The organism is Pseudarthrobacter sp. NPDC059871, assembly GCF_042731175.1.
Lineage (GTDB): Bacteria > Actinomycetota > Actinomycetes > Actinomycetales > Micrococcaceae > Arthrobacter.
In genome coordinates, this window is the sequence record NZ_JBHWJV010000016.1 from 27,900 (window position 1) to 45,325 (window position 17,426).

Annotated in this window: 12 protein-coding genes; 7 read left to right on the top strand and 5 right to left on the bottom strand. The window is 63.4% G+C overall.

Annotation, left to right across the window (positions count from 1 at the left end; all coding sequences use genetic code 11):
- The first annotated feature begins 323 nt into the window (after positions 1 to 323).
- Positions 324 to 1,544 (top strand): DUF4832 domain-containing protein, encoded by a 1,221-nt coding sequence (locus ACFV4R_RS19000; protein ID WP_377203954.1) that lies wholly within the window; start codon positions 324 to 326, stop codon positions 1,542 to 1,544.
- A 39-nt stretch (positions 1,545 to 1,583) separates the two neighbouring features.
- Here ACFV4R_RS19000 and galE read toward each other — a convergent pair whose 3' ends face one another.
- The 4 genes from galE to ACFV4R_RS19020 form a co-directional block, all read right to left on the bottom strand.
- Positions 1,584 to 2,612, bottom strand: a complete 1,029-nt coding sequence (gene galE / locus ACFV4R_RS19005; RefSeq protein ID WP_377203975.1) for a UDP-glucose 4-epimerase GalE — start codon at positions 2,610 to 2,612, stop codon at positions 1,584 to 1,586.
- Positions 2,608 to 3,690: a putative glycoside hydrolase gene (locus ACFV4R_RS19010; protein ID WP_377203953.1), complete on the bottom strand. Its 1,083-nt coding sequence runs from the start codon at positions 3,688 to 3,690 to the stop codon at positions 2,608 to 2,610. Before ACFV4R_RS19010 ends, galE begins: the two co-directional genes overlap by 5 nt.
- Entirely contained in the window at positions 3,687 to 5,393 is a 1,707-nt protein-coding gene (gene pelF / locus ACFV4R_RS19015) for a GT4 family glycosyltransferase PelF (RefSeq protein WP_377203952.1), read from the bottom strand. Before pelF ends, ACFV4R_RS19010 begins: the two co-directional genes overlap by 4 nt.
- A gap of 78 nt (positions 5,394 to 5,471) precedes the next feature.
- On the bottom strand, positions 5,472 to 6,887 hold the full coding sequence (locus ACFV4R_RS19020) for a hypothetical protein (protein WP_377203951.1): 1,416 nt from the start codon (positions 6,885 to 6,887) through the stop codon (positions 5,472 to 5,474).
- 829 nt (positions 6,888 to 7,716) lie between these two features.
- On the opposite strand from ACFV4R_RS19020, the gene galU reads away from it, so the two are divergent.
- Together galU and ACFV4R_RS19030 are read left to right on the top strand one after the other, a co-directional pair.
- Complete coding sequence (gene galU / locus ACFV4R_RS19025; RefSeq protein ID WP_377203950.1) at positions 7,717 to 8,607, top strand: UTP--glucose-1-phosphate uridylyltransferase GalU; 891 nt, start codon at positions 7,717 to 7,719, stop codon at positions 8,605 to 8,607.
- Positions 8,608 to 8,779: 172 nt separating this feature from the next.
- Positions 8,780 to 9,601, top strand: a complete 822-nt coding sequence (locus ACFV4R_RS19030; protein ID WP_377203949.1) for a response regulator transcription factor — start codon at positions 8,780 to 8,782, stop codon at positions 9,599 to 9,601.
- A gap of 25 nt (positions 9,602 to 9,626) precedes the next feature.
- Here ACFV4R_RS19030 and ACFV4R_RS19035 read toward each other — a convergent pair whose 3' ends face one another.
- Positions 9,627 to 9,833 carry a DUF4177 domain-containing protein gene (locus ACFV4R_RS19035; RefSeq protein ID WP_377203948.1) on the bottom strand — a complete coding sequence of 69 codons (207 nt, stop codon included), beginning with the start codon at positions 9,831 to 9,833 and terminating at the stop codon, positions 9,627 to 9,629.
- Between the two features lie 389 nt (positions 9,834 to 10,222).
- On the opposite strand from ACFV4R_RS19035, the gene ACFV4R_RS19040 reads away from it, so the two are divergent.
- The 4 genes from ACFV4R_RS19040 to ACFV4R_RS19055 form a co-directional block, all read left to right on the top strand.
- Positions 10,223 to 11,446, top strand: a complete 1,224-nt coding sequence (locus tag ACFV4R_RS19040) for a thiamine pyrophosphate-dependent dehydrogenase E1 component subunit alpha (RefSeq protein ID WP_377203947.1) — start codon at positions 10,223 to 10,225, stop codon at positions 11,444 to 11,446.
- The gene (locus ACFV4R_RS19045; protein WP_377203946.1) at positions 11,443 to 12,564 is read left to right on the top strand and encodes an alpha-ketoacid dehydrogenase subunit beta; all 1,122 of its coding nucleotides are present in this window, start codon (positions 11,443 to 11,445) and stop codon (positions 12,562 to 12,564) included. Before ACFV4R_RS19040 ends, ACFV4R_RS19045 begins: the two co-directional genes overlap by 4 nt.
- Before the next feature lie 5 nt (positions 12,565 to 12,569).
- Positions 12,570 to 14,048, top strand: a complete 1,479-nt coding sequence (locus tag ACFV4R_RS19050) for a dihydrolipoamide acetyltransferase family protein (RefSeq protein WP_377203945.1) — start codon at positions 12,570 to 12,572, stop codon at positions 14,046 to 14,048.
- A gap of 537 nt (positions 14,049 to 14,585) precedes the next feature.
- The coding region (locus ACFV4R_RS19055; protein WP_377203944.1) for a S8 family peptidase at positions 14,586 to 17,426 on the top strand (2,841 nt) is incomplete at its 3' end.

A 17,426-nucleotide genomic window follows, 5' to 3' on the forward strand; every position in this document is an offset into this window, starting at 1 on the left:
GGAGTGGCGTCAGAAGTTCCTGGTCTCATCGATGTTTTTCACTGCTTGGTCTCATTTGGTGCTTGCACCGGGTCTCAGGGGGAATGCAATTGAATACTTTGGGGTTTCGTTCGCGCGGATTAGCACGGCACTGGCGGCTTGTGCTTGCTGTTGTTGTGTCATGCCTGGTGGCTGCGGTGCTATTAGTCGTTCCTTCCAGATCAGCGGTTTCTCCGGCCGAAGCAGCGGATCCGGCGGGTGAGTGGGCTTCCCTGGCCGCCGGACCTGTCCCGGCGAGCAGTCCCCTTGCAGGGTTCGTTCCGTACGCCGGCAGTTACACCGGGGTGCCCCATTCCATGGAGTGGTTCTACGTGCCGGTCAGTTCGGTGGTGACCGGCCCGGGCACGTACAACTGGTCAGGTTTTGAATCGCAGCTGAACGCCATTGCCGCGAGGGGCCACCAAGCGGTGTTCAGGTTCTACCTGGACTATCCGGGAAAGCCCTCCGGCGTCCCCGCGTACCTCCTGAATTCCGGCCTCGCCACCCATGCCTACTGGGACCACGGCAATGGCGGGATCAGCGTCTCCCCGAACTACGACGACCCCCGCCTTCTGGACGCCATGGATGGTTTCATCGCCGCGCTGGGGTCCCGCTACAACGGCGATCCGCGGATCGGGTTCATCCAGATGGGCCTCCTGGGCTTCTGGGGCGAATGGCACACCTACCCTCATGACGGGTGGGCGTCCGCCGAGAACTGGCTCGCATCGCCGGCCTCCCAGCAGCGCGTGTTGCAGGCCTATACGAAGGCCTTCACCAAAACCAAGCTCCAGGTCAGGTACCCGGACGCCGCCAACAGCAGCCTGAACGTGGGCTACCACGACGACTCCTTCGCCGTGAGCACATTGCCGGGGACCGGGTGGCATTTCATGGACAAAATGGCGCAGGCCGGCGCCACCCAGAAATGGCTCACCCAGCCGGTGGGCGGAGAACTCCGGCCCGAAATCCAGCACTGCATTTTCGACGCTCCCATGCTCTGCCCCGTTGTGGAAAGCGGTGCCGACAACAAATTCACGGACAGCGTGCAAGCCACCCACGCCTCCTGGCTCCTCAACCAGCACGCCTTCAGCCCCGGTTACTCGGGACAGGCGCTCAGCAACGCCACCGCCGCGGCCCAGTCCCTGGGCTACCGGTTCCACGCGACCTCCTTCGCCGTCACTCGCGGAACCGTGACCGGCCAAAGCGACGTCAGTGTGATGGTCAGCAACGTGGGGGTGGCACCTTTCTATTACGACTGGCCGGTGCAGATCGCAGCCGTGGACAGCGCTGGAAACATAGCCAGGACGTGGGGAACATCGTGGAAACTCACCGCCGTGAAGCCCGGAATGACGGTCCAGTGGAAGTCGCCTGTCAGCGTCAGCGGGCTGGCCCCCGGCAACTACACCCTCCTGGTGCGCGCCGTAAACCCCCTCGCCAACGGGGTGCCCCTGCGCTTTGCCAACGCCTCGCAGGACCAGACCAAGGCCGGCTGGCTGACCCTGGGCCGGAAGTACCTCCCTGCTCCCTGAACGCCCGACGGCGGCAGGCAAGTTACGCCGTCGGGCGCGTCATGCAGGCAGGGCCTTCGCCCGGTACCCGTCCGGGTTGTGCTCCTGCCAGCGCCACGCGTCCGCGCACATGGTCTCCAACGTCTCCGACGCCGTCCAGCCCAGATCGCGGAGGGCGCTGGACGGATCGGCCAGGCTGACGGGTGCATCGCCCGGGCGCCGTTCCACGAGCTCGTAGGGTACGGAGGAGCCGGAGGCAGCCTCGAACGCGTGGATGATTTCCAGCACGGAGTACCCCTGGCCCGTCCCGAGGTTCCACGTGTGCAGCCCCTGGTGTTCGGCCAGGTAGTCCAGCGCTGCAGCGTGGCCGGCTGCCAGATCCATGACATGGATGTAGTCGCGGACCCCGGTTCCGTCAGGGGTGGGGTAGTCATGGCCGAAGACACTGACCTTGTCCCTGCGGCCCACCGCCACCTGGGTGACGAAGGGGAACAGGTTGTTGGGCGGGCCCTGCGGGTCCTCCCCGATGAGGCCCGATGGGTGGGCACCGACCGGGTTGAAGTACCGCAGCAGGGCTATCCGCCACCGGCTGTCCGCCGCCTGCAGGTCCACCAGGATCTCTTCAATGTGCTGCTTGGTCCGGCCGTACGGATTGGTGGCCCGCAGCGGGAAGTCCTCTTTCAGCGGCATCTGGGGGTTCGCGCCGTACACGGTGGCGGATGAACTGAACACCAGGTTCCGGATGCCGTAGGCGTCCATGGTCTCCAGGAGGGTCAGTGTTCCGCTGACGTTGTTGCCGTAGTAGCGCAGCGGCTGGTCCACGGACTCGCCCACGGCCTTGTACCCGGCGAAATGGATGACCGCCTCAATATCGTCCCGGTCGAAGATCCGCTCAAGGCAGGACCTGTCCGCGATGTCCCCTTCAACGAAGGCGATCTCCCGTCCGGTCAGTTTCTCCACGCGCAGCAGTGACTCCGACAGGGAGTTGCTGAGGTTGTCGATGACCGTGATGTCGTGTCCGGCTTCCAACAGGCGAAGGATGGTGTGCGATCCGATGTACCCGCACCCGCCGGTGATGAGAATCCTAATTGTTCTGCCCTCGCTGATAGATGACGCCCCGCTGTGCCGGCAGGACCACGGATGACGGAGCCGGGTTTCCGGCAGCGTCTGCCAGGCCGGAAGGAACACTGATCCGCTTCCGGCGCCGGCCGTCCTGGTTGAAGTTCACAGCTGCCCAGCCGTTGCTGAATTCCCGGGACCAGACGTGGTTGCGGCCCTTGGGATCTTCCGCTGGACTGCCCAGGGACCAGTCCAGTTCCGGGATGTGCTGGGTGCGGCTGTAGTCGTCGTGGGCCGTGGCCGAATAGGATCCGCGGCCGCCGCCGAAGATCCAGAATGCCGCCAGCCCGTATGTGAAGTTGGGGTGGTTGTCGTCCCCGTCGGTGGGAACGCGCAGGATGGACAGGCCGGGACCTTCCACCTGCGGCAGCTGGGCCTCAGCGGTCCGGGGATCAAAGAGGTCCTTCGGTCCATAACCCAGCCATACTTCTTCGAAACCCCCGCCATAGGCGGCGTGCGCGGCCCAACGCCCGGGCCGCCGTCGTGATTCCGCAATGTTGGGGACGAGGATTTTGCCGACGCCGTTCAGGGACCGGCCGGCGGCGTGCACCAGCAGGTCCAGCCCGTCCCGGAGCTCGGCCATGGACGCGGCTTCCCGGATGGGAAGGTTCAGCTGGTAGTAGTCCTCAAAGACGTCGTTATCAGCCATCACCCCGTCGAAGGGCGAATCCGCAAGCTCCGCTGTGACGTTCCGGACCCAGCGCTCGCGGTACCCAGCGTCCAGGACATTCATCTGCCAATGCCCGCCGTAGCCGTTCCACTGGATACGGGAACCGTCCAGCCGGGTGGCGAACCAGTCCCCGCCATGGTCCTCGGCTTCCTGGTGGCTGACACCGGAGCTGTACACCGGGCCGGGCTCGTAATCGCGGGTGGAGGACAGGCATTTGTAGCACAGCACTGTCATATCCGGGCGGAGCCGTTTCAGCTCCGCTGCCGCGTCCGTCTCCCAGGGCTGCAGAATGGCCGCGCGGTAGTGTTCGGCCGCGAAGGCGAGCTGGTCCGGGGTGATGGGATCGCCGTATCTGATCCAGGCGCCGACGCCGCTCACAGCTCTGCCGGGACCTTTTCGTCGATGAGCTCAGCCATTTCGTCGGCGACCGGGAGATCGCCCAGGGCACGGTAGATCTGGTTGTACGAGGACATGACCTCGTGCATCTGGAAGAGCTCCTGGACCCGGGCGCGGGCGTTGGCTGCATACGCCGCGTACTCGTCCAGGTTGCCGATCACTGCCTGGATCCCGTCAGCCATCTGGTGGACATCGCCCGGGGTGACGGTTTCGCCGCAGGGGCCGATGGTGCGCCCGTCCGGGGTGATGAGGTTGTCCGCGATCTGCTGGGCAACGCCTCCCACGTCCGAACCCACGGTGGGGATGCCGGCGGCCATGGCTTCGAGGATGACGATGGGCTGGCCCTCGTTGTAGCTGGGCAGCACCAGGAGGTCGAACTGGTCCAGCATGTCCCGCACGTGGACCGTGCCGTGGATGGTGACGTGGTCCGTCAGGCCCAGGGCTTCGATCTTTGCGAGGCACGCCTCGTAGTATTCGGGCACGTGCTCGGTGGGGCCCAGGACGTCCAGATGGATGTTGGGGTACCCGCGGTCCCTCAGGATTTCCAGGCTCGAGAGCAGGTCAAGGAGACCCTTGATGGGCACTACGCGGGCGATGTAGACCAGGTGCCAGACGTAGTCCGAGCCTTCCTTTTCCATCGTCGCCAGCGCCTGCCGCCGGGCACGGTACTTGTCATCGAACTCCTCGATGACCATGCCGTTGGGCACCACCACTGACTTATCAATGTCCGCGCCCAGGCGGGCAGCCTCGGTGATGGCGCTGGGGTACAGGTAGGTGATCAGCCGGGCGCTGGGGTAGCAGAACCGGCCCATTTCGGTCCACCAGGCCATCCAGGCGCGCTGCTCTGCGGTGACGTCGAAGGTCCGGTAATCGTCCTCGGTGATGGACAGGGCCATGTTGCGGTCCAGCAGGGTGTTGACCGTGTCGCGGACGTAGAGGTTGTGCTCGGTCAGCAGGAACGAGGTGTCATGGTCTCGGGCGGCGGCCGCCCCGAGCAGTGACGCATAGCCGGTGGTGTGGGCGTGGTAGACGCTGGCCCGGGGCATGGTTTCCCCGAGTACGGCATAGGCCAGGGAGAAGAAGTTGCGCAGTGTCCAGAACGAGTTGGCCAGGGAGAGGTTCAGCTGGGGCATCCGGTCCTGCAGTGCCTGCATGAACTCCCGGGAACCCAGGAGCGCCCAAATAGGGTACTGCCGGGTGCGTTCGTTCAGGCCTTCATCGATCAGCTCCCACAGTCCGTCAACCTCGCCGTATTCGGAGAGCGCATAGATGGAGTCGAAGAGCCGGTGGGAGAGCTGCTCACGCTGCTGGGGGGTCATGCCCAGGTCCTTGGCAGACACCGCCAGGAAGTCCTTCCGGTGCTCTTCCATGCTGAGGAAGACCGTGCGGACCCAGCGGACGTTGGCGGGCATGCCGTAGAGGTCCGTCAGCGGCGAATTCGAGTCCCAGGTGATGTGGATGATGCCGTAGCTCAGGTCAGGGTTGTGGGTCACGATGTCGTGGACCACTGCGGACACCCCGCCCTTGAGGAACGGGTAGGTGGACTCCATGACGATGGCTACGTCAACGTCTTCGTACTCAGGCTTTGCTGCCGGCGCCGGTCCGGAGGCCCGCAGCGGCAGGATGTCCTTGGGCAGTGTTTTCGGGCTTTTCAGTGTCGAGTACAAAATGTTCCCCTTATGCATTCTGGTAATCAGGCGTTTGGTGGTGCTGCTGGGTGGCTGGTGCTGGTGTTTGGTGGTGAGCGGTGACCGCTGCGGCGGTTACCAGGTGGTGGCGTGGCGCCAGAACAGCGTGTACTCCGGCTGGCTCCAGTGCTGCCTGTAGAACATCCAGGCAATGGCAATCAAGATGAAGTCCACGGCGCCGAGCAGCAGGTAGCTTCCTGCCGCTCCCGTCAGGGGACCGAAGAGTCCGCCTGCCGCGAAGGCGAGGACACATACGGCCAGGTGAACGGCCCCAAGCAGCTGCGGTGTTACCTTCTCGCCGATGAAGTCGAGTTCGTAGCTCAGGAGGGTGAGGACCATGAAGCCCCAGGACGCAGCCGAAGCCGCCACCGCAAGCACCGTCTGCGCCGGATCAACGCCGGCCATCACCAGTGAGACGGTCAGCGTCAGCAGCGCGGCGATGGCGCCCGTGAGCAACACGGACCTGTCAACCACACGGGTGAGCCGGCCGGAACTGCCTTTGAGGGAGCTGATGGGAGCTTCGGCGATGTCTTTGTGGAGCCGGCCCAAGGCCTTGTCCACGGTGGGAGCCAGCTGGACGAAGTAGTAGTTGTAGGCCACCACTGCGGGCAGCATCGCGGCGAACACGGCGACGACGTTGAAGTCGCCTTTGGTCACGGCGAACAGGGCGAACTTGTCAGCCCACAAGACGGCGCCCATGAACATGCCGCGGACCAGATCCTGGCCCACCGCGCGCATGCTGAGGCGCTGGACGAAGCCAACGTGGCGGAGTCCGCTGCGCATGGCGATGATCTGGGTGACGGTGCCTACCAGCGGCGGGAGCCACCAGGTGGTGGGGGAAATGAAGAGGGCAGCAGCGTAGCCGGACCAGGCGATGGCCCACAGGCCCCGGCGGTTGGCCACGTTGGCCAGGACGAGCGACTGGACGAAGAGCAGGTGGAGGACGCACAGGATGACGTAGTCCAGCATGACTGTTGCGGACCACCCGGTGGCCAACCACATGGGAATGGCGAAGGCGGCAATCAGGGGCAGCGTTTGCAGGAAAATGGTGGGCCAGTACTGGCAGAACCGCTGGGTAATGGCGGCCAGGTCCCGCGCAGCCATGAGGTCACCCAGGACCCGGTAGATGGGGAGGCATGCTGCCTGCGCCATCCACGGGACGGTGATGGAGGACGCGAGCACCACCAGGGTCAGTGGCACCCCGTCCACATCCACCGCAGCCATGGTGGGGCTGACCAGCGGGTAGACGATGTTCAGCAGCAGAACGGGGGACAAGTACAGGAGCAACTGGGCGCCCAGGCGCTCTGTGGCGCGCTGACTGCCGTAGCGGTCCCGCCCGGCGACGCCCGGCCTGAGGATCAGGGCCAGGGCCAGGAGTGCCGGGAGGACGGCTGCCACGAAGACGGGCAGCTGGGAACCGGTGGAAAAGAACTGGACGGCGAAGGGTACGCAAGCCGACAACACCAGTCCCGCGAGAATGATCATGGACATTTGACGGGCATACGTATCTTGCAGCAAGGACTTCAAAAGATGTGGTTCTTTCCTCTAGGTCTGGCTATGACGGCCTGGGGCCGCGGCGGCGGACCGCAGCGGTGCTGCAGCCTTGTTGGTTCAGGGCATAAAAATGCCCGCCCGTCTGTCTTCGATGACAGGCCAGGCAGGCGCTTGACGATTCAACTGATGGTCACCTGCAGGTAGGACAGGTGACGGAGTCGACGACGGACTGGGGGGCCAACCCGGTCTCAGGGAGCTGGCTTCCGCCGTCGACTCCAGCTGGAGCCCGGCCACTGCTGAGGAGGCCGGAAAATGAACAATCCCAATTACACAGGCGAACGCAATGAATTCGCACGGGTAGTGGGTACTCGATTTTCGAATTGGCACTACTTGGTTCCCTGAATACCCAGCAAACCAGTGACTTCTCAGCTTCTTCTCGCAAGCGGCTCAAGAATTGATAAATGTGTGGCCTACTTCTCAGGATCTCCTCAGCAAGCTGACGAAAAGGCACTGAGTGCGGTATCTCCGCAGGTCAGGCCGATATGATTCGCTCCGGTGCGGGTCGCGGCTGCGCGCGGAATATACGGCATGGCTTCAATTTGGTCGCATTCGTGTCCAAATTATCCGGCGTGATTAACATCTCTTAATGTGCGATCCGACGGTGCGCGTTAGGTGTCTCCGCGGCCGAATAAGCCCTCTGACAAGGAAAAATCTATCGACTTTAGTAGCCGGTCAGAAGTAGTAGTGGGATTGAATGTGAAGTAGTTCATTTTCAGGCCATTGTTTGACTTTGCCGTCCTGCCGGATGCGTTTATAGGGTTCTCCCATGACTAACGGAAGAGCTGTGACCAAAGCCGTCATTCCTGCTGCCGGACTGGGAACTCGCTTCCTGCCCGCCACCAAGGCAATGCCGAAGGAGATGTTGCCGGTGGTTGACCGCCCGGCCATCCAGTACGTGGTGGAAGAGGCCATCAAGTCCGGACTGGACGATGTCCTGATGATTACGGGCCGCAGCAAGCGCGCCCTCGAAGATCACTTCGACCGCGCACCCGGCCTGGAGCGCCTGCTGGAACAGAAAGGCGATAAGGACCGGCTGCAGTCCATCCAGGCTGCGTCCGAACTCGGTCCCATCCACTATGTCCGCCAGGGTGAAGCCAAGGGCCTCGGGCATGCGGTGCTGTGCGCCAAGCAGCACGTGGGGAACGAGCCGTTTGCCGTGCTGCTCGGTGACGACCTCATTGATGAGGCTGAATCGCTGCTGACCCAGATGATAGAGGTGCAGCAAAAAACCGGCGGTTCGGTGATCGCCCTGATCGAAGTGGATCCGTCGCAGATCAGTGCCTACGGCTGCGCGGACATCTCTGCTGTTGAGGGCGAAGACTATGTCCGGGTGAACAGCCTGGTGGAGAAGCCGGCTGTTGCCGATGCGCCCTCCAACTTGGCCGTCATTGGCCGCTATGTCCTTCACCCGTCAGTGTTCGGGGTGCTGGAGAACACCGCGCCGGGGCGTGGCAACGAAATCCAGCTGACGGATGCGCTGCAGACGCTGGCTGCCGGCGAATGTGACGGGGCTGGCGTTTACGGTGTGGTTTTCAAGGGCCGCCGCTTCGATACCGGCGACAAGCTCAGCTACCTGAAGGCAGTGATCACCCTGGCTTCCGAGCGGGTGGAGTTCGGTGAGGACCTGAAGACCTGGATGAAGGATTTCATCAACTGAGACATCCAAAGTTGTAACCATCCGCAGGAAGCGCGGCGCCGAATGCGAATGGAAAGGCCGGCAGCGGGCTCAGCCCCTGCCTGCCTGGATGTTGAGGCGGCAGCCGAAGGCAGCAGGGAAGGACGCGTTTGATCAGACCCTAGCCAGGGGCTCCATGACGTAAGGGGGAATTTTGGGGGAGCGCGGCGTTGCTGTCGTCATCGAGGATGATGGCGCTATCCGGGCATCGTTGACTGAGGTTCTGAGGCAGTCCGGTTTTTCCGTGCATCCAACCTCATCGGGGTCCGAGGGCCTGGCAAGGGTGCTGGAGCACAAACCAGACATTGTCACCGTTGATATTGGCCTGCCCGACTTTGACGGGATAGAGGTTTCACGGCGCATCAGGACCTTCAGTGACGCCTACGTGATCATCATCAGCCGGCGGGCGGATGAGGCGGATGCTCTCATGGGGTTTGAGGCGGGAGCGGATGACTACCTGATCAAACCCTTCCGCACCCGGGAGCTTATGGCCCGCGTCAGGGCGATGTTCCGACGGCCCCGGACCCTTGAGGGTCCAGCCGCAGCCCATCAAAACAGCAGAACCTCCCACGCTGGCCCGGACGATGCAACCTACCTGCCTCCCGCCGTCGGCCATTCATTAAAACCATCGGCGCACGCTGCCGAGCAGAGGCAAATCGATTTTTCGCATCGAGGGCTCACCCTGCATGAAGGAACCCGGCAGGCCGCCGTCGATGGACGGTCCGTGATCCTGACGCGGAGCCAATTCGACATCCTCCTGGCCCTCATGGAAAACGGGCGAACCATCCAGACGAAGGCGGACCTGGTCCACCGGCTCCGCAACGAGCCGTACAACACCGGGGGCTTCGTCAGCGCCAAGGAAGAGCGCGCCGTGGAGGTCCAGGTCAGCAACCTCCGCAAGCGCCTCGGCGAGACGCCGCGGAGGCCGCGTTGGATTGAGACCGTGCACGGCGTGGGTTACCGAATGACTCCGTAGCCCCAAGAGAAATGTGGGCGGACGCCTATCCCAGGCTCTCGAACACCATGGTTGCCTGGATGCGGTCGCCACCACCGAGTCCCTTACTTCCACTGCTGGAGGTGGTTATGGTGTGCAGGCGATAGCCCTTCGCTGCCTGGTCGTTGATGGTCTTCTCGAGAGAAGTCAGATTGCCAGATCCGGTTCCCCAAAGCTTTTCCTTGAGGATTACCTGCAGTACGACGTAGTGCATAACTTGCGCCCTTTCGGTCCCACTCAGTTCTCGCCAAAGCTTCTCGATACCTCAGCGTGGTCCTTCGAAGCGTAAAGGACGGAACCGAACGGGACCCGCTGACGTGCCGTCAGCTCACCCCGAATCACGGATGCTGGCTTGCGACGAGGGGTGGCTGGTTCTTCGGAAGCCCAGCCCCAGGAGTCCTGGCGACCTCGCGGCCGAGCGCTGCCCGCCCGCGGCGCCGCCATTTCGTCCACAACCCCTGCCGTAACCCAGCTCACATTTACAAATCGTCTCCCAGCAGGGGCACTGGTAAGCAACTTCTCCACGATTCCTGTAGCTGCTGGATACGAAACCGGCCCGGGGTCAATACTTGGAAGGAATAGTGGCAACAGAAGGACGGACCAATGACGATCTCCGCGAACCACACGGCCCCGGATACCGCCCGCAGCACCGGGCCGGACAACGCCCTCACCGAGGCGGTCAAGAAGTTCGGCATCACCGCCGAGGACTACATGCTGCCCGCCCGGCACCAGATCCAGATGGTGGACCCGGAAGGCCGTCTCAAGGACAAGGGTGAGCAGGGCGCCGAACCCGGCCACGAATACCCTGTCCCCGGTGATACGGAACTGCTGGCAGCGTACGAAAAGCTCGTCGTCGGCCGCCGCGTCAACGACCAGAATTCCGCCCTGGTCCGGCAGGGCCGCATGGCCGTCTACCCGTCCAGCCACGGCCAGGAGGCGTGCCAGGTGGCCGCCGCCCTGTGCCTCGCGGACGGCGACTGGATGTTCCCCACGTACCGCGACGCCGTGGCCGTGATGACCCGCGGCGTGGACCCCGTACAGGTGATGACAATTTTTCGCGGCGACTGGCACGGCGGCTACGATCCGCTCCAGTACAAGGTGGGCATCCAATCCACCCCGCTGACCACCCAGCTGCTGCACGCAGTCGGCGTTGCGCACGCCGCCAAGCTCCGCGGCGAGGACACTGTGGTGCTCGCCATGTGCGGCGACGGCGCCACCAGCGAAGGCGACTTCCACGAGGCCCTCAACTTCGCCGCCGTCTTCCACCTGCCCGTCATCTTCTTTGTCCAGAACAACAAGTACGCCATCTCGGTGCCGCTGGCGCACCAGTCCGTGGCGCCGTCGCTCGCGCACAAAGCCGTGGGCTACGGCATGGCCGGCGAACGCGTGGACGGCAACGACGTGGTGGCGCTCCTCGCCGTCCTGGACCGCGCCGTCGCCCTCTGCCGCGACGGCTCCGGCCCGCTGCTGGTGGAAGCCAACACCTACCGCATGCAGGCCCACACCAACGCCGACGACGACACCCGCTACCGGGAAAGCGCCGAGGTTGCCGAGTGGCGGGCCAAGGACCCCGTGAACCGGATGCGGACGTACCTCACGGGCCAGGGGATTTTGGACGACGACGGCGAGGCCCGGATCCGCGCGACGGCTGAAGCGGTTGCCGCGCAGCTGCGCGAGGGCCTCAGCGAGGACGTGCCCGTGGACCCGCAGGAGCTTTTCCGCCACGTGTTCGCCCAGCAGACCCCGCAGCTGAAGGAACAGTCGGCGTTCTTGGCCGACGAACTCGCCCGCGACGCCGCTACTGATTCGAAGGAGGCCGGCAAGTGAGCCCCACCGTCACCACCTCGTCCGAGGCCAACGGCAACGTTTCCGCCGCCACCGCCCGGGCTGCCGCCTCCGCCGCGGCAACCGCCGAAGCCACAGGCCCGCAGCCGGTCACCATGGCCAAGGCACTGAACACCGCCCTGGCCGACGCCATGCACGCCGATTCCTCCGTCCTGATGTTCGGCGAGGACGTAGGGCTCCTGGGCGGCGTCTTCCGCATCACCGACGGCCTCACCGCCACGTTCGGCGAGCAGCGCTGCTTCGACACCCCGCTGGCCGAATCCGGCATTGTGGGCATGGCCGTGGGCATGGCCATCAACGGCATGCGCCCGGTGATCGAGATGCAGTTCGACGCGTTCGCTTATCCGGCGTTCGAGCAGATCGTCAGCCACGTGGCCAAGATGCACAACCGCACCCGCGGCACCGTGAAACTGCCCCTGGTGATCCGCATCCCGTACGGCGGCGGCATCGGCGGAGTTGAGCACCACTGCGATTCCTCCGAGGCCTACTACGCGCACACCGCCGGCCTGAAGGTCTACACCCCCGCCACGGTGGCCGACGGCTACCGGATGCTCCGCGAGGCCATCGACTCGGACGATCCCGTGGTCTTCATGGAGCCCAAGAAGATGTACTGGACCAAGGACTCCGTGGACCTCGGCGAGCTGCGCCGCCAGCACGAACTTCGCGGGGAAGGCACGACGGCGGGACTTGGCTCGGAGGGGCGGGCCGCCGTCGCGCGTCCCGGCACCGACGCGACGCTGATTGCGTACGGCCCGTCCGTGCCCACCGCCCTGGCCGCAGCCGAGGCTGCTGCGCTGGAGGGGCGCTCGCTGGAAGTGATCGACGTGCGGACCATCGTGCCGTTCGACGATGCGACTGTTTGTGAGTCGGTGCGGAAGACTGGCCGGGCCGTGGTGATCGCCGAGGCGCACGGGTTCGCGTCCGTGGCGTCCGAGATCGTGGCGCGGGTGCAGGAGCGCTGCTTCCACCACCTGGCCGCGCCCATCCGCCGTGTGACCGGGTTCGACGTACCGTACCCGGCGCCGAAACTTGAGAAGTACTACCTGCCCGGCGTGGACCGTATCCTCGACGCCGTTGACGACCTGCAGTGGGAGGACTGATTTATATGAGCGAGACGCGTGTGTTCCTGCTGCCGGACCTGGGCGAAGGGCTGACCGAGGCCGAACTGGTGTCCTGGCATGTTGCTGTTGGCGATTCGATTGAGGTGGACCAGCCCATCGCCGAGGTGGAGACAGCCAAGTCAGCCGTTGAGGTGCCGTCTCCGTACGCCGGGATCGTGGCCGAGCTGCACGGGAAGCCGGGGGAGACCCTGGACGTGGGGAAGCCGCTGATTTCGGTGACGCCTCTGGGTGCCTCGGTTCCCGCCGCGGATGATGCCGTGGCTGCCGAGCCGGCGCAGCCCGTCGTCGTACCCGCGGAAACTGAGCTTGCCGAACCAAAACCCGCCAACGCGGAGGCCGAGGCATACCGCGAGGAGGAGAAGGCGGGATCCGGGAATGTCCTGATCGGCTATGGAACCCCGGGCGGGCACGCGGCTGCAAAGCGGACGCGGCTGCCAAAGGCTTCCGTCTCCGTCCTGGAGCCGTCTGAAACCCGGCCTGCGGACAAGGCTGCTGACGACCTCACGCTCCTGCGCACCCGCGTGCCCGGCAAGTTGGGGGCTGTCATTTCCCCGCTGGTCCGGCGGATGGCACGCGAGCACGGCGTGGACCTGGGGGAGCTGCACGGTTCGGGGGAGAGCGGCCTGATCATGCGTCGCGATGTGGAGAAGGCCATTAGTGCACCGGTGGCTGAGCCTGTCGAGGCCAAGCCCGCCCCGGTGGTTGAGCGGGTGGGGAGCGAAACCAAAGAAACCCAAGGGCGCGATGCGCGCACGGGTCTCGCGATTTCCACCCGCACGCCGGTGCGGGGAGTCCGCAAGGCCGTGGCCGCTACCATGACCCGCAGCCGGTCGGAGATTCCCGAAGCCACGGTGTGGGTGGACGTGGATGCCACCGGGCTGCTGGAGCTCCGCGAAGGCATGAAAGCCTCCGGCGCCGCAGTTCCGGGGCTGCTCGCGTTCATCGCGCGTTTTGTCACAGCCGGGCTAAAAAAGTACCCGGAGCTGAACACGCGGATCGAGTCTGCCGGCGACGGGTCGCAGGAGATCGTCGGGTTCGACGGCGTCAACCTGGGTATCGCCGCCCAGACCGACCGGGGATTGGTTGTCCCGTCGGTGCGCTCGGCGGAGAAGCTGAGTGCCCGGGAGCTGGACGCGGAGATCCGCCGGCTGACCGACGTCGCACGCGAAGGCAAGGCGACCCCCACCGAGCTGGGCAGTGGGACTTTCACGCTGAACAACTACGGCGTGTTCGGCGTGGACGGGTCTGCGGCGATCATCAACCACCCCGAGGTTGCGATCCTGGGCGTGGGCCGGATCATCGACAAGCCGTGGGTGATCAACGGCGAGCTGGCGGTCCGCAAGGTCACCGAGCTGACGCTGACCTTCGACCACCGGGTCTGCGACGGCGGCACGGCAGCAGGCTTCCTCCGCTTCGTGGCCGACGCCATCGAAAACCCCACCACCCTCCTCGCGGACATCTAACCCAACACCCACCGACGCGCGCTCACTTGTGGTGGTCTTCCCGGGAACGCCCGCTCACTTGTGGTGGTCTTCCCACCGACGCGCGCTCACTTGTGGTGGCCTTCTCACCGACGCGCGCTCACTTGTGGTGGTCTTCCTGGGAACGCGTGCTCACCTGTGGAGGTACTCCCGACGCGCTAATCAGCTGCCAACCCGCACCTTCGATGGCGCTACCCCTATCCGGGTAGCGCCATCGCTTTGACACCTCACGGCGGGTCACCTCGGCAACTTGCTTCGTCGCATCCTGTGGTAACCGAGCTAATTTCTGTCTCCACCACCAACCCTCATCGTTATAACGAGCGCTCTGAAATCCAAAATCAAAATTACGGCGATGGAGCATTATGCCTCCATCGCACTAGACGTGGTCGAAGTTCATTGATGGATGCCCGCAAGCGTCCACATGGTTGTTGCTACAATCAAGCTCGACGCGCGCTTTTGCGGTCTCAATTTCTGCGTTCCGTCTCTTGGGGGACGACGCGTTCTGCTTAGGAAACTCGTATGTCTAATGCGCTGCGCGCTTACTTGACCAAACGCCTTGTGGCCGCCGGTCTTTTGGCCCTTGTCGGGTCTTCTTTGGTGGCAACACCATCCATAGCTGATGACGGGCTGTTACTCCCAGCTGGCCCAAAAACAGGTCAATCTGCGGGCATCGACGTTCCCACTGATCAGTTCATCGTGAAATTCAAGGAAACGGCGACTATAAGTTCGGTTGAGGAGGGCAAAGCCCTAGAGCGGGCAGCAGCGAAGGCTGGCTCCACGGTCGCTGATGTCCGGGACCTAGCTACAGGGGGAAATGTAGTACGGCTTGACGGAAAAATCGCTTCGGACCGCTCATGGCAGGTATTGAACGAATTACGTTCCAACCCGGACGTTGATTTCGCCGAGCCTGACAGTCTGATGCAACCCTTGGCTGAGCCGAATGATCCCTTTTACCCTCTTCAGTGGGACATGTGGGAAGAAACCGGCGGCATGCACATGCCGGAAGCTTGGAGCGTCAGCAAGGGTGCTGGAGTCACCGTTGCTGTGATTGACACCGGAATTACAAGCCATAGCGACTTGAACGCTAATGTCTTGCCTGGCTATGACATGATTTCAAACGCATATCGTGCTCGCGATGCAGACGGGCGCGATTCAAATCCGCAGGACGAAGGCGACTGGACTTCAGATGGGATGTGCGGCTCCGGTCTGGCTGGCGGTTATTCTTCATGGCACGGCACGCATGTTGCAGGCACTGTTGCGGCGATTGCGGACAACGGCCAGGGCGTCTCTGGCGTCGCGCCACAAGCAAAGATCCTTCCTGTCCGGGCACTTGGGGTCTGCGGCGGATACACCTCAGACATTGCAGATTCCATCATTTGGTCTGCCGGCGGTGAAGTTCCCGGCGTTCCGGCCAACAAAAACCCCGCGCGTGTCATCAATCTGAGCCTCGGCGGTAGCAATCTTTGCTCCTCCACATATCAGGACGCAATCGACTTTGCCGTCAACGCGGGAGCGGCGGTAGTTGTCGCCGCAGGCAATTCCAGCCGACCAGCGGCGGATACCGCACCTGCAAATTGCAACAACGTGATTGCAGTAGCCGCCTCAACACGTTTTGGAGACAGGGCTCCCTACTCCAACTATGGAACTACCGTTGACGTGTCAGCCCCTGGCGGCGACATGTCCCAGAGCGTTCAGAACGGTATTGCATCCACCTTGAACAACGGCGCCTATGGTCCTGTCGCCGAAAATTACGTGTATTCCCAAGGAACCTCGATGGCAGCGCCCCACGTTGCTGGATTGGCTGCATTGATGTTCTCCAGCGCAGAAGGCCTTTCCCCGGCAATGGTTGAGGATCGGCTCAAAAGGACTGCGCGGCCGATTCTGTCCTGCTACGAGGGATGCGGCGCGGGACTTGTGAATGCTGCCAAGGCCTTGGGAGTCCCTGATCCGCAACCATTTACGTCGGCCACGCCATCCGTATCAGGTGTTCTCAGCGAATATCACCAGGTCACTGCTGCTACCGGCGATTGGGGTCCTGATGGCATTACCTTCACATACCAATGGCTGGATGATGGCAGGCCGATCGACGGCGCGAGGGGCTCCTCTTACAACCTGTCTTTCTGGGAAATCGGCAGCTACATCAGCGTTAGCGTGACCGGAACGAAAGCTGGCTTCGTAACCGAGACAAGGACTTCGGAGAGAGTTGGCCCTGTAACATTTGATTGGCAGGGTAAGAAAGTCATTCCGGCAGCCGTAACTTTTTCGGACCTTGACGGAACAGACGACGATACATACACGATTCCCGGCACTCAGGGCGTGGACTACCTGGTGGCCGACAAAGTTATCGAAGCCGGGACGCACCCCGGCACGGGCGAAGTCCGGGTGACTGCGCGTACGCAGCCGGGCTTCACCTTGTATTGGGGAACCACAACCTCTTGGTCTGCAAACTTCAAGGCTTCCCCCTTTCACATCACTCCTGCATCGGTCGAATTTAGCGACCTTCCCGGAACTGGCCGGGATTCGTTCACAATTCCGAAGGTCGACGGAGTCCAGTACGCACGGGATGGCAAGGCACTTGCTCCGGGAAGCTACCCCGGCTCCGGAACTGTAAGTGTGACTGCGGCAGCGTTGGAAGACTACGTGTTCAAACCGGAGTCAGTTACTGAGTGGTCCGCTACCTTCGATGTTGCACCCGGCGAAGTCTCGCCTGCTGCGGCCAAATTCAACGATGAGGACGGCACCTCAAAAGACGCATTCACCATTCCTGCAACGGAAGGTGTTGAGTACCTCGTCGGCGATGCCGTGAAAGCGGCCGGTACTTATCCGGGTTCCGGGGCTGTAACCGTAAAGGCTCGGGCGATGACGGACTATGTCCTCGCTCCCGGAGCAACTGCGGAGTGGTCGCATGAGTTCAAAGCGACGCCGTATGAAGTGACTCCGGCCGCGGTGGCGTTCGTTGACGAGGATGGCACAGCGAAGGATTCGTTCACCATTCCCTCGACGGTTGGTGTTGAGTACCTGGTAGGGGAAACCGTGAAGGCGGCGGGAACCTACCCGGGCTCCGGGACTGTGACTGTGAAGGCGCGGGCTGCGGCAGACTACGTGCTGGCCGATGGGGCGCTTGCGGAGTGGTCGCATGTGTTCAAGGCAACCCCGTATCATGTGACGCCGGCTGCGGTGACGTTTGTTGATGAGGACGGCACAGCGAAAGACACTTTCACCGTCCCAGTCACAGAGGGTGTTGAGTACCTGGTGGGGGATGCTGTGAAGGCGGCGGGAACCTACCCGGGCTCCGGGACTGTGACTGTGAAGGCGCGGGCTGCGGCAGACTACGTGCTGGCCGATGGGGCGCTTGCGGAG